This window comes from Pseudoalteromonas sp. SD03, assembly GCF_040937955.1.
Classification (GTDB): domain Bacteria; phylum Pseudomonadota; class Gammaproteobacteria; order Enterobacterales; family Alteromonadaceae; genus Pseudoalteromonas; species Pseudoalteromonas tetraodonis.
In genome coordinates this window covers 1,214,388-1,227,504 of sequence record NZ_CP162514.1, presented here as the reverse complement: position 1 = coordinate 1,227,504, position 13,117 = coordinate 1,214,388, and the positions used below count along the sequence as shown (strand labels likewise).

The following is a 13,117-nucleotide window of genomic DNA, read 5'->3' as shown; positions in this document are numbered from 1 at the left end:
GCAGTTCGAATAGGCTAATTACTTGCGTTTAAAAAACCTTCGGTTAACACTAAAAGTCCATAATTATAATCCAAGGAATGTATCTATGAAAAAAGCCCTCAAATTTGCCTGTATTACCTGTGCAGTATCAATTGCATTAACAGGTTGCAGTCAATCTAATAATTCAGCCTCTACCCCTGTGGCAACTGAGCAAACACGACAAGTAAAAACCTATAACGCTAAAACCTTTTTTGATACAACATCTATCATGGGCAGTAGCTTTTCCCCGACTAGCGATAAAGTTCTAGTTAGTAGCGATGAAAGCGGTATTTACAGCTTGTATGAAGTTGACGTAAAAACAGGTAGCAAAACGCGCCTAACCAATTTTGAAGACAGCACCTACCCTATTCGCTATTTCCCAAATGATGAGCGTGTACTATTTACCAAGGACTCAGGCGGTAATGAGCGCTACCATGTTTATGTGCGTGAAGTTGATGGTTCAATCAAAGATTTAACCCCAGGGGAAGAAACCCGCGCGAGTTTTGCAGGCTTTACTAAAGATGGCAGTCAGTTTTTTATTACCAGTAATCAACGCGATGCCAAGTTTATGGACTTGTATCGCGTAGATAGCAAAACCTATAAAGTCACGCCCGTTTATCAAAACACACAAGGACTAGATGTGGGCGCAATTAGCCCCGATGGACGCTACATTGCGCTGTCTAAAAATAATACCAATAAAGACAGCGATACGTTTATTCTTGATACCTATAAGAAAACCCTCAAGCCGCAATTAATTTCAAAACACGATACACCAGCACAATATACGCCTGAGACCTTCTCTGTAGACAGCAAATATTTATACTACTCAACAGACGCTAAAGGAGAGTTTTCAGAGGTGTGGCAATATGAGCTCGCCACAGGCAAGCACAGTCCAGCATTAAAAGATGATTGGGACGTTAGCTTTATTGATTTTTCTAAATCTGGGCGATACCAAGTAAGCGGTGTAAATGCTGATGCCAGCACAAAGGTCACAGTAAAAGACACGCAAACAGGGGATGAAATTGCCATGCCTAAATTACCTGCGGGAAATCTACGTGGTGTGAATTTCTCAAGCGATGAGAAAACCATGGCGTTTTATTTAAATTCAGATACCTCACCAAGCAACTTATTTGTTTGGCAAGTTGGCAGTAATGAAGCCAAGCAACTTACCAACACATTAAGTGAAGATATAGATCAAAACGACTTAGTAGAGAGCACCATTGTGCGCTTTAAAAGTTTTGATGGTTTAGAAATACCGGGCGTATTATACAAACCAAAACAAGCCAGCAGCACCAATAAAGTACCTGCACTTATTTGGGTGCATGGCGGCCCAGGTGGGCAAAGCCGAACTGGTTATAGCGCAATGCAGCAACATTTAGTTAATCATGGCTATGCTATTTTTGCCGTCAATAACCGCGGTAGCTCAGGCTATGGTAAAACATTTTTCCATTTAGACGATAAAAAACATGGCACCGATGATCTACAAGATATTATCTACGGTAAAAAACACTTACAAAGCCTAGATTGGGTCGATGCAGATAAAATCGGCATCATGGGTGGTAGCTACGGCGGTTTTATGACCGCAGCCGCGCTTGCCTTTAAACCGGAAGAGTTCAAAGTAGGTATCAATATTTTTGGTGTGACTAACTGGGTACGCACACTGAACTCAATTCCACCATGGTGGGAAAGCTTTAAAAAGGCGCTTTACGATGAAATGGGCGATCCTGCCACCGATGGTGAACGTCACCGTGCTATTTCACCGCTGTTTCATGCCGATAACATCACTAAGCCTTTAATGGTGATACAAGGTGCTAATGATCCACGCGTATTACAAGTTGAAAGCGATGAGTTGGTTGCTGCGGTTAAAGCTAATGGTGTGCCAGTAGAATATGTATTATTTGATGATGAAGGACACGGTTTTAGCAAAAAAGAAAACCGTATCAGCGCCTCAAACGCCTACCTCAACTTTTTAGATACTTACTTAAAAGAGTTATTTGGCCCACAAGGATAATTGGAAGCCAATTTATATTAAAGCCTGCTGCGTTTTCATGTACGCAGGCTTTTTATTACTTTTTTATTGCTTGGTTAATCTGGGTTCCAGTAAAGCGAACGCCAAACCAAATACAGCAGCCAAAATACCTAAAAACTCAAACCAACTATTGCCTGCATGTGGTATTGTTCGCGAGAGTTCATTTACGTTATAAAGTCGTTTACCTCCCTCGACTTCTTCAACAAATGATTCACCGATGTATTCATCCATTAACTTAAAACTGGGTACCCTTCTGGCCAGCATTTCACGAGTTTTTTCCTCTCTTTTCTCTCGGTTTGAATCAATAATATAATTGCTCCAATGAGTATATATATTTAGAGGTTCATCATTTTTGATCACACCCAGTGATTTATATTCGTAAAAGCGCTCATTGAACAGATAATTTTTATGTCCTGCATAAAATAATGCACAGCCAAAAGAAATCAGAAACATAGCGAGGTATATAATTTTACGCTGTGCGACTGAGCTCTTTACTGCTTTACTTTTAAACCACAGCTCTAAATCGGGTATTTGCATGAGTCTTGTTTTGTCATGGCTGTAGGTAAGGGGCTTCATAAACTCATCAATTGAAAGGTCTAATGCTATCAATAAAGCTCTAAATATTTCATTCGAGGGAATTGATTTATCGTTTTCAAGTTTTGATATATATACCTACTTGCTGGGCAAATTCAGGTTGGCTCAATTTTTTATTATTTCTTAGCTGCTTTAATTGCTGACCTAATGTACTCATCTTAATGCTTCCTTTTTTAAAGTGAGATTAGATTCTTGGTAATTCATGCAGAGATAAGAAGCTGAATATTGAAGAATAGACAAGAATATTAGCAGGTTAGTATATAAGAGTCGAGCTGATAGCTGATAGCTGATAGCTGATAGCTGATAGCTGATAGCTGATAGCTGATAGCTGATAAAAATGATGTTTGGATTTATTAATAAGTAAATTATTTATTGCTTGTTATTGAGGAAATAACAAGTGGCGGAGTGGACGGGACTCGAACCCGCGACCCCCGGCGTGACAGGCCGGTATTCTAACCAACTGAACTACCACTCCGCAGTGGTATGTGCATGGGGTAATGCACTTACTAATTTTGTTACGATATCAAATGGCGGAGTGGACGGGACTCGAACCCGCGACCCCCGGCGTGACAGGCCGGTATTCTAACCAACTGAACTACCACTCCGCAGAGATATCTTTTTACTTGTCATTACTTAATTTGTTGGCGGAGTGGACGGGACTCGAACCCGCGACCCCCGGCGTGACAGGCCGGTATTCTAACCAACTGAACTACCACTCCAGCATACAAATTTTGTAATATAACAGTGTTTAAATAGTTGGCGGAGTGGACGGGACTCGAACCCGCGACCCCCGGCGTGACAGGCCGGTATTCTAACCAACTGAACTACCACTCCAGCGCGTATTTAAACTGTTATTTTTTCTTATTGGCGGAGTGGACGGGACTCGAACCCGCGACCCCCGGCGTGACAGGCCGGTATTCTAACCAACTGAACTACCACTCCATAATAAGAATATGTTTTACAACCATATGTTGTGTAAGTGTTGGCGGAGTGGACGGGACTCGAACCCGCGACCCCCGGCGTGACAGGCCGGTATTCTAACCAACTGAACTACCACTCCAGCTTTTACTTACAAATTGTCGAAAATTGGCGGAGTGGACGGGACTCGAACCCGCGACCCCCGGCGTGACAGGCCGGTATTCTAACCAACTGAACTACCACTCCGCATTTTCGTTGCTGTCTGAGTCTCCCCTGACAGCGGCGTGAATAATACGAACCAGCCCCTACTTCGTCAAGGGCTTTTTTGTTTTTTTACAGGTTTTTTAGTCATCTGACATCGAAAGGTTTAAAATTTCACCTGTTTTGTCATTTTTTGAGCCATTTTCTGCATCAGTTGTTTTTTGCTGTTCTGATTTTTTTGCCTCGGTTGCTTTCTTTTTCTTTAAAAAAGCAAAATTCAATTTAAGTTTTATTGGTTTATTCTGCACAAAAACACGAATACATAACCAACCAATAAATAATATGGCCAAATTCCCACCAATAATTAAACTTACCATTACACCGGTTGCCATTACTTTTGGTTTTATAACAGGCTCTGGAATATTTTCTTCCTTAATGAGGCTCGCTTTTGGAATTTCAGGAATAACTTCTATCGGTCTTTCTATTTCAAATAAATAGGTTGGCAACGTAGCCATAAACTCTCTGTCATTTACTGTTGAGCCAAACACAGAAATTTCAATGTTGTAACGTCCCCATCCGTAATCTTGTAAAGCCAGTTCTCTTACTGCGGTGTTATTAGTGTCTAAGTAAAATACTTGCTCTTCATTATTGGGATAATAAATTTTCCCTTGCATGATAACGGTTTCAGGCTTTAATAACTTTTCATCAATATTTATAGTAATACGGTGATCGTCCCCCTCATCGGTTGCTTCAACTGAGGTAAAACTAAAAGGCGGCTCATGCACAACTATCGTGTCTTGAACAACTCGTCGCTCAAGGACATCGGTGGTAATATAAAGTTCTGGCCGCCACTCGCCTGGAGTAAAATTTAAAGTAAACTCACCCGTAAACACACCGTCTTTTGCACTTTCATCAAATCCGTAGCCATCGTCTTTAAATTCAGTAACTTGCTGTATGCCCGCTCCAAAATTTTCAAAATTTTCATTATTAGTACTCACAAAACTCACATTGAGCGATACCGCATCTTTGAAAAGATTAGCGCGAATGGGCTCGCCATCATTTAAAATCTCACCGGTTACCTTTACAGTTTCACCCTGAAAAAGAATCTTAGGGAGTGGATCAACCTTAAGCGATAGCTCACCAATTACAACAATACGGCTCTGTGGCATTATTTGGCCAATAACTTGCCATGGCCCAGGCATAGGGTTGCGAATAACCACTAGATCGTAATTTAATTCGTCGTACCAATCTAGGCTGGTGTTTCTTACCGCATTGGTTGCAAAGTACTTAGTGCCATCGGGTCTAACTAAAATAACGGCAGGCGAGCCAGGACGTCTAAAAAATATTAATTTTATTTCATCAATTTTGTCATCTATACGAAAACGGTTATCCAGTAACGGGATTTCATTTTGTTTACCGCTGCCTTTTAACTCTTCAACTTGCTTTACGCTGTGTGCATCGGGGTGGAAACACACGGCAATTAAAAGCAGTGAAACTACTAATAGCGTTTTCATAATAATGCCCTATTCAGCGCGCCATAAACAATGGCCGCCCTCCTTTTGTACAATGTCTAAACGCGTTTGATGTGCGCTTTGCTCTGCTTCGCTTGCTGCTATAACTACCAAAGGCGCCCTGTCGCTACTTAGGCGTCTAATACCGCCTTTTTGATCTTCACTTGAGTCATCTTTGTTTTGATTTAGGTTTAGCTTTACTTGTCCACCGGTCATTGCCAGGTAAACATCGGCTAAAATTTCAGAATCCAGTAAGGCGCCATGTAACGTCCGCTTAGTGTTATCAACATCGTAGCGACGGCAAAGCGCATCCAGGTTGTTCTTTTGTCCTGGATGCAAGTCACGCGCCATTTTAAGGGTATCAAGCACGCCACAAAAATCATGGGTGTTTTGATAACCTTGATTTAATAACGCAAATTCATTATCCATATGGCCAATATCGAACGGCGCGTTATGAATAACGAGTTCTGCGTCTTTAATATAGTCAAAAAACTCTTGGGCAATGTCTCTAAAAAGCGGTTTGTCACGTAAAAATTCGTTGGTAATACCGTGAACGTCGATTGCTTCTTCTTCAATGCTGCGTTGTGGATTTATGTAAACGTGAAAATTATTGCCGGTTAACCGGCGATTCATTAGCTCCACACAGCCAATCTCAATGATTCGATGCCCTTGTTTAGGGTCGATGCCGGTGGTTTCTGTATCTAAAACTATTTGTCTGCGTGCCATATCGAATTAAGCCTGACTCTGGTATCTTTCTATAATCACTTTATTGTACATAATATCAAGGTAAAACAGTGCAAAAAACCGTAGAGATTTACACCGATGGTTCGTGTTTAGGTAATCCAGGCCCCGGTGGTTATGGTATTTTTATGATTTATGAAGCCCACGAAAAAAAATTAAGTCAAGGTTACAAACTCACAACAAACAACCGCATGGAAATGCTAGCTGCCATTGTTGCGCTAGAATCACTTAATCGTTCATGTCCTGTTACCCTGACTACCGATAGCCAATACGTAAAACAAGGCATTGAGTCGTGGATCACCAATTGGAAAAAACGCGGTTGGCAAACCTCTGCTAAAAAGCCGGTTAAAAATGTCGACTTATGGAAACGTCTCGATAAAGCCTGCGCCGAGCACGATGTTACTTGGAAATGGGTAAAAGGTCACAGTGGCCATAAATATAATGAAATTGTTGACGACCTTGCCCGTGATGCGGCCAGCGGCAACAACTTAATTGATGATGAAGGTTACCAACCGTAACCCTCTACATCATGCTATTTTTTATTTTGCTGATAATGTTGCTTTGAGGTCTGCCTAAGCCCTACCCCTTTTATTGGCGCAAATTGTGGCCGTGCATGCCACTTAGGTTTTATTGGCGTAAGTGGCGCAACACGCTTTCGTGCCACCAGCAAATATACACTGCCCATAGGTTTTAAATATTGCTTGGTAAAGCTGCGCCAAAACGCAAACCGCGACAACCGGTTACCGCGTGCCAACGATGAATAAATAAAGCGCTCATCGGCCACAATTTCAAACCCAAGCAAATTAAGCCAGTCTTTAACGCGTGCAGGGGTAAAAAAGCGCCCTGTCCACGGTAATTTTTGACCACTAAATGGCAGTAATTGCGCTAACCCACAAAAGCTAAAAGGATTAAAACCGGTAATGGCAATATAACCGCCGGGAATAAGCGTACGATGAGCCTCACGTAATATATGATGCGGATCTGAGTGATACTCTAAACAATGGCTCATAATGCACGCATCTATACTGTGCTCATAAAAAGGCAGTTCGTCTATGTCAGCCACCACTCCGGTATAAGGGCCTGGCTCTGCAACGCATACTTGATGCTTAATGGAACTTTTGCTGGTATCTAACTCGCCACTTAAATTACCCAATTTAAGCATATGATAGCCAAACATACGTGGTAACCACGGCGACAATTTGCGTTCTATATCACAACGTAAATAATCACCATGCGGAAACTGTTGCCATGACAACGGTTTGGGGCCTTCTTGAAAACTAAGGGCTGGTTTCATTATATAAGCTCGTTATAATATTAATTAAATACCACTTTATAGAGCAACGATACATGGTGCAAGTCAAAGCAATTAAAGCCTTTTCTGATAACTACATTTGGTGCTTAACCACCGAGCATAATAATCAAGCGTGGGTGGTTGACCCTGGCCAATCTGCGCCGGTCACTGAGCATTTAGCACAGTATAATTTAACCCTAGGCGGTATTTTGATAACGCATCATCATTATGATCACACTGATGGCGTTGCCCAATTAGTAAAACAGTATCCAAACGTTGAGGTTTACGGCCCAAGTAACAGTCCATTTAAAGGAATAACAATGCCTTTAAATGAAGACCAAACGATTACCGTTTTAGGCACCTCATTTAATATTATCACCACGCCTGGCCACACACTCGATCATATTTGTTATGTTAATGATGCACTTGCCTTTACTGGCGACACCCTATTTAGTGGTGGTTGTGGGCGCTTATTTGAAGGCAGCCCAGAGCAAATGTGGCATTCATTTAATAAGTTGCGAGCACTGCCAAGTGATTGCAAAGTGTATTGCACCCACGAATACACCCAAGCAAACTTGGCCTTTGCAAAAGCGGTTGAGCCACGAAACCCCGAATTACTCGCTTACAGCCAGCAAGTAGATGAATTGCGTAATAAAGATGAAATAACGTTGCCAAGTACCATAGGCCATGAGCTGAAAATTAACCCTTTTATGCGTAGTAATTTGCCAAACATTACAGAATTAATACCAAAAGAATATTGTTTAGTTACAAAAAACAATGAACCTTGGGAAAACTTTGCTAGTCTGAGAAAGTTCAAAGATCATTTTTAATTTGGGCCTGTTGACCTTTCAAGGTTAAACATGCGCTAGCAACAACAATAATAAAACGATTAGTTAATAAACAACAAGTTAACATTTTCTAATCATATTTGTTTGGAACTTTTAACGGTCATAAGTGGCAATGTTGACTCATTATGGGTAGTATTCGCCGAGTTTTTTACCCTATGTATTGGTATTTATGAATAAATCTCCTCTTTTATTGGTCTTAGTGATGACGCTAAGCGGTTGTCAAACACTGACAACGTTAAACACAGATTCACAAAATCAGGCACTAGACCAGCTTGAAGGCGCAAGCCCAAACGATATTAGCACGGCGCTGATGATGAACGCGCAATATCAACAAGTGAACGATATCGAAGAGGAAGCCCCTGTGTTTGACGATGTTTGGGAGCGTATTCGTTACCAATTATCTATCGATATTCCCCAAAATCGCCCAGTGGTCGCTGAGCGTAACTATTATGCGCGCCATCAAGCATACTTAGATCGTATCTCTAAACGTGCTGAGCCGTATTTGCACTTTATTGTTGAAGAAATTGAAAAGCGTGAAATGCCAATCGAAATTGCACTTTTACCTATAGTAGAAAGTGCTTTTGACCCTTATGGCTACTCGCATCGCACCGCATCGGGTATTTGGCAATTTATGCCAGCAACCGGCGAGCGTTTTGATTTAAAACAAAACTGGTGGTATGACGGCCGTCGCGACATTGTGCAATCAACTCGCGCAGCGCTTGATTATCTCTCATACTTACACAAAACCCTTGAGGGTGACTGGCTGAACGCAATTGCAGCTTATAACTCAGGTGAAGGCCGCTTACTGCGTGCGATTAAAAAGAATCGTAAAAAGCATTTACCTACCGATTTTTGGTCACTTGATTTACCTCGTGAAACCACTGCCTACGTGCCTAAATTATTAGCATTAGCCGATTTATTAAAGCGCGCTGATGATTTTAATGTGTCATGGAAGCCTATCATTAACGCGCAAGTGGTTGAAGTGGTCAATATTGAGTCACAAATTGATTTAGCGCTGGCAGCCGACATGGCTGACATGACCCTTACCGAGCTATACAGACTAAACCCTGGATTTAACCGCTGGGCAACAGACCCTGATGGCCCACACTTTTTATTAATACCCACCGATAAAGTAGAGCAATTTACAGAAAAATTGGCTGCAACTGACATTAAAAATCGTCTTCGCTGGCAACAATATAAAGTAAAAAAAGGTGATAGCCTGTCGGTAATTGCCAGTAAATTTACCACTAGCACCAATGCAATAAAGTCATTAAATAAGCTTAATTCAAACGTAATTCGTGTTGGCCAACAAATTTTAGTGCCGCTAACAGATGGTAAAATTAACAGTGAACATTTGCCTCAGCAAGTACGCGCGGCCGCTAATAAAAGTTTGCGTACTAAGCTCTCACACACGGTAAAAAGTGGTGACACATTGTGGGACATAAGCCGCGAATACGATGTCACTATAGGTGAATTAGCTAAGTGGAATAAGCTGAAGAAAAATGCAGTACTGCGTTTAAATCAAAAATTGGTTGTTTATAAATCAGCAAATCAGCCTAAAGAGTCAGCGAATAACACCAATCGCACTATTACTTATAAAGTGCGTCGGGGTGATTCATTAGCGCGTATAGCCTCTAAGTTTAATTTAACCGTGAGCGATATAATTAAATGGAATGACTTGGCTGGGCAAAAATACTTACAGCCAGGCCAAAAGCTTAAACTCAAGGTTGATGTGAGAAGTAGCTAATAAACATAACCAATAAATAAAAAAAGAGCGCATGCGCTCTTTTTTTATTTGGCTTAGCTTACAATGCCCAAAGGCTGTGCGGTTTGCCATGCCCCGCGAGTAAAATCGGGAATATCTATTGAGCGGCTACGCTCACTCACAGACTGGGCTGATAACGGCGAAATAACCGACCATGCCGCCCCGTCATAAACGTCTTGATCTAGCGGTTCACCATTTCTTAAGCAGTAAATCATCCGCCAAAACATTAAAAAGTCCATGCCACCGTGACCACCATTGCGCTGCGCCTCTTCACCCATTTTTGTCCATAAGGGATGGTCGTACTGCTCATACCATGCGCTCATATCATAATCCCACTCATGAAAACTTTTTGAGCCACCAGTTTCAATGGCAATACGATTAGGGAAACCTGCAAACACGCCATTCGTGCCTTGTATTAAGTTATGTCGTGAGTACGGCCGAGGGGTTGTCGTATCGTGCTGCACCATAATACTGCGCCCTTTGAGAGTTTTAATCAGCGTCGTGTTCATGTCACCAGCAATATAATTGAGCTGGTTACGGGGATGATCGGCAGCAAACTCACGTTGCGCATAGGCGCTTCGGCCAAGTGAAGGTGAGCTCATTGAGGTTAAAAAATCGAACCGATCGCCACGATTTATATTCATGTATTGCGATACCGGCCCTAATCCATGCGTAGGATATAAATTACCGTCACGTCTTGCATGCCACTGCGTTCGCCATGAGCCTGTTTTGTGCTCAAGCTCTTTCATTTGCCAGCGCAGTTCATGAATATACGCCGCTTCGCCATGTAACAGCTTCCCAAATACACCTTGGCGTACCATGTTTAATACCATTAACTCGTCGCGGCCGTAGTTAACATTTTCCATCATCATGCAGTTTTTTTGCGTACGCTCTGCGGTATCGACAATTTGCCACATTTCATCAACAGTCAGTGCCAGAGGCACTTCAACAAAAGCATGTTTTGCGCTGTTCATGGTATCGATAGCCATTGGCGCATGCCATGCCCATGGTGTTGAAATAATCACAATATCAATGTCTTGTCGTTCGAGCATTTGTTGATAAGCGCGCTCACTGCCACTATACAATGCAGGCTTTGCCACTCCCGTATCAACTAAATAATTAGCGGCACGTTCTAAAACCTCTGTATGAGTATCGCAAATAGCCACTATTTGAGTACCTTCAATGTGGCTCATACGCTTTACATGGCCATACCCGCGCTGACCCACACCAATAAACCCTACTCTCACCACATCCATTTTAGGTGCGACCAAACCGATAACGGAGCGCCCTTGTTGCATAGGCGCGCTAGTATGAACACTGCCACTAGATGCGCAGCCACTAACCACACCTGCAGCGGCAGCTACACTGGCTGCCTTTAAAAAATCCCGACGATTAAATTGCTTCATTACTTATCCCTTTTGTTATTATTTTTAACTTACCTAATGGCGATTAATGGGTAAAGGGCCAAAGAGGTAAGCTGCATAAAAATAGGTTTAAAAGGGATAAAAATTCGCATTGTGTTATTGTTTGGGGTTATAGTCGAAAAAATATTATTTCCTAACTTATTATGTCTTATATAAAAACCATCACATTTTTTTTAGTTATTGTACTAACGGGTTGCTCAGAGTCTGCAACCCCCACTTCCTCGCTCGAAAACAGTCCGGGCATTAGTTTAAATAATATAAAACAGCATATTAAAACCCTTGCCTCTGATGACTTTGAAGGTCGCGGTCCTTTAACATTGGGTGAAGTAAAAACCGTTGGCTATTTGAGTGAACAATACAAAGCCATAGGGTTAACTGGTGCCTATAACGGTGATTTTTTACATCCGGTTAAAATGGCCATGATCACCGCAGATCAAAACATGCAATTGACCATGGGTGATTTAAGCTTTAAAGCGGGTAAAGACTTTACTGCTCGTACTAAACAATTGCAGCCAGTTATTGATGTTCGAAATTCTGATGTGGTCTTTGTCGGTTATGGTATAAATGCCCCTGAATATAACTGGAACGACTACGCCAATATTGATGTAACTGGTAAAACCGTTATTGTGCTGGTAAACGATCCGGGCTTTGCCACTCAAGACGATACGTTATTTACTGGTAATGCCATGACTTATTATGGTCGTTGGACTTATAAATATGAAGAAGCCGCGCGCCAAGGCGCTAAAGCGGTATTTATTGTTCACGAAACAGCTCCTGCCGCATACCCTTGGGGGGTAGTTGAAAGCTCAAATACCGGCACTAAATACAGTCTAATGGATAACAACCTCAATGCATCTGAATTGCCCGTTATGGGCTGGCTAACACTCGATGCCACCGAGCAAATATTTGCATCAGCACACTTAAATTACCAACAATTAAAGCAACAAGCACTTAGTGAGCAATTTCAAGCTAAAGCGTTGAATTTAAAAGCAACCCTTGCATTTAAAAACGAAGTGTCACATGCAAAATCACATAATGTGGTCGCAAAAATCACAGGCAGTGAAAGCCCAGATGAATACATCGTTATTAGTGCCCATTGGGATCACTTTGGCACTAAACAAACCGACAGCGGTCCTAAAATTTATAATGGCGCCGTTGATAACGCATCAGGCACCGCGGCCACCCTTGAGATTGCTCGAATAATGCAAAAAATGCATCAGCAAACACCGTTTAAACGCTCGATTATTTTTGCCAACTTCACCGCCGAAGAAACCGGTTTAATTGGTTCAGCGCAGTTTGCCTCTGGTGACGTGATCCCAACAAAGAATATGGTTGCCCTACTAAATATTGATGGGATGAACGTACTCGATAGCACCGACTATATTTTACAGTACGGTAAAGACCTCTCGACTATGGAACACTATTTAGCTAAAGCCGCAAACGCGCAAGGACGTCAAGTTAAACTGGATCCTCGTGCGCAAAATGGCTTATTTTTTAGATCGGATCATTTTTCACTCGCCAAACAAGGTGTGCCAAGCTTACTGTTTATGAGCCTAGGTGATACCGATCCTGACTACATCACTCATAAATACCATAAAGAAGCTGACGATTACTCAGCAGATTGGTCATTAGGTGGGGTAAAACAAGATGTAGAACTGATTGTTGATATAGCCTCACAACTGGCGAATAACGGTGATTGGCCAAAATGGACAAGCGAGTCTGACTTTAAAACTAAACGCACCGCTGACAAACAATAAATACAATTAAACATTACTAT

At 41.9% G+C, this 13,117-nt stretch carries 11 protein-coding genes and 7 tRNA genes; 5 read left to right on the top strand and 13 right to left on the bottom strand.

Features of this window, described 5'->3' with window-relative positions; genetic code table 11:
- The first annotated feature begins 85 nt into the window (after positions 1-85).
- Complete coding sequence (locus tag ABZP26_RS05720; RefSeq protein WP_058154396.1) at positions 86-2,029, top strand: S9 family peptidase; 1,944 nt, start codon at positions 86-88, stop codon at positions 2,027-2,029.
- A gap of 63 nt (positions 2,030-2,092) precedes the next feature.
- On the opposite strand, the gene ABZP26_RS05715 is transcribed toward ABZP26_RS05720, so the two are convergent.
- From ABZP26_RS05715 to dnaQ, 11 genes are all read right to left on the bottom strand, one after another.
- Entirely contained in the window at positions 2,093-2,656 is a 564-nt protein-coding gene (locus ABZP26_RS05715; RefSeq protein ID WP_232311339.1) for a transcriptional regulator, read from the bottom strand.
- Between the two features lie 43 nt (positions 2,657-2,699).
- Positions 2,700-2,798 (bottom strand): helix-turn-helix domain-containing protein, encoded by a 99-nt coding sequence (locus ABZP26_RS05710; protein WP_016899469.1) that lies wholly within the window; start codon positions 2,796-2,798, stop codon positions 2,700-2,702.
- Between the two features lie 241 nt (positions 2,799-3,039).
- Positions 3,040-3,116, bottom strand: a tRNA-Asp gene (locus ABZP26_RS05705).
- A 53-nt stretch (positions 3,117-3,169) separates the two neighbouring features.
- Positions 3,170-3,246, bottom strand: a tRNA-Asp gene (locus ABZP26_RS05700).
- 37 nt (positions 3,247-3,283) lie between these two features.
- A tRNA-Asp gene (locus tag ABZP26_RS05695) sits at positions 3,284-3,360 on the bottom strand.
- A gap of 38 nt (positions 3,361-3,398) precedes the next feature.
- Positions 3,399-3,475: transfer RNA gene (locus ABZP26_RS05690), tRNA-Asp, on the bottom strand.
- Positions 3,476-3,506: 31 nt separating this feature from the next.
- A tRNA-Asp gene (locus tag ABZP26_RS05685) sits at positions 3,507-3,583 on the bottom strand.
- A gap of 41 nt (positions 3,584-3,624) precedes the next feature.
- Positions 3,625-3,701, bottom strand: a tRNA-Asp gene (locus ABZP26_RS05680).
- 27 nt (positions 3,702-3,728) lie between these two features.
- Positions 3,729-3,805: transfer RNA gene (locus ABZP26_RS05675), tRNA-Asp, on the bottom strand.
- A gap of 98 nt (positions 3,806-3,903) precedes the next feature.
- A complete protein-coding gene (locus ABZP26_RS05670) occupies positions 3,904-5,274 on the bottom strand; it encodes a TIGR03503 family protein (RefSeq protein ID WP_128583293.1) in 1,371 nt (456 codons plus the stop codon).
- Between the two features lie 9 nt (positions 5,275-5,283).
- A complete protein-coding gene (gene dnaQ, locus ABZP26_RS05665) occupies positions 5,284-5,997 on the bottom strand; it encodes a DNA polymerase III subunit epsilon (RefSeq protein WP_058154394.1) in 714 nt (237 codons plus the stop codon).
- A 68-nt stretch (positions 5,998-6,065) separates the two neighbouring features.
- Between dnaQ and rnhA the strand changes: the two genes are divergently transcribed.
- Positions 6,066-6,530, top strand: coding sequence for a ribonuclease HI (gene rnhA, locus ABZP26_RS05660; protein WP_013464557.1), 465 nt, complete (start codon positions 6,066-6,068; stop codon positions 6,528-6,530).
- A 14-nt stretch (positions 6,531-6,544) separates the two neighbouring features.
- Here rnhA and ABZP26_RS05655 read toward each other — a convergent pair whose 3' ends face one another.
- Positions 6,545-7,306 (bottom strand): class I SAM-dependent methyltransferase, encoded by a 762-nt coding sequence (locus ABZP26_RS05655; protein ID WP_008465729.1) that lies wholly within the window; start codon positions 7,304-7,306, stop codon positions 6,545-6,547.
- A gap of 53 nt (positions 7,307-7,359) precedes the next feature.
- Between ABZP26_RS05655 and gloB the strand changes: the two genes are divergently transcribed.
- Both gloB and ABZP26_RS05645 read left to right on the top strand, forming a co-directional pair.
- Positions 7,360-8,133, top strand: a complete 774-nt coding sequence (gene gloB / locus ABZP26_RS05650; RefSeq protein WP_128583295.1) for a hydroxyacylglutathione hydrolase — start codon at positions 7,360-7,362, stop codon at positions 8,131-8,133.
- Positions 8,134-8,320: 187 nt separating this feature from the next.
- Entirely contained in the window at positions 8,321-9,898 is a 1,578-nt protein-coding gene (locus ABZP26_RS05645; RefSeq protein ID WP_138764352.1) for a LysM peptidoglycan-binding domain-containing protein, read from the top strand.
- Positions 9,899-9,951: 53 nt separating this feature from the next.
- Here the strand turns inward: ABZP26_RS05645 and ABZP26_RS05640 are convergent, their stop codons facing one another.
- The gene (locus tag ABZP26_RS05640) at positions 9,952-11,322 is read right to left on the bottom strand and encodes a Gfo/Idh/MocA family protein (RefSeq protein ID WP_128583296.1); all 1,371 of its coding nucleotides are present in this window, start codon (positions 11,320-11,322) and stop codon (positions 9,952-9,954) included.
- A 161-nt stretch (positions 11,323-11,483) separates the two neighbouring features.
- Between ABZP26_RS05640 and ABZP26_RS05635 the strand changes: the two genes are divergently transcribed.
- Positions 11,484-13,097 (top strand): M28 family metallopeptidase, encoded by a 1,614-nt coding sequence (locus tag ABZP26_RS05635; protein ID WP_138764353.1) that lies wholly within the window; start codon positions 11,484-11,486, stop codon positions 13,095-13,097.
- Positions 13,098-13,117: the final 20 nt, after the last annotated feature.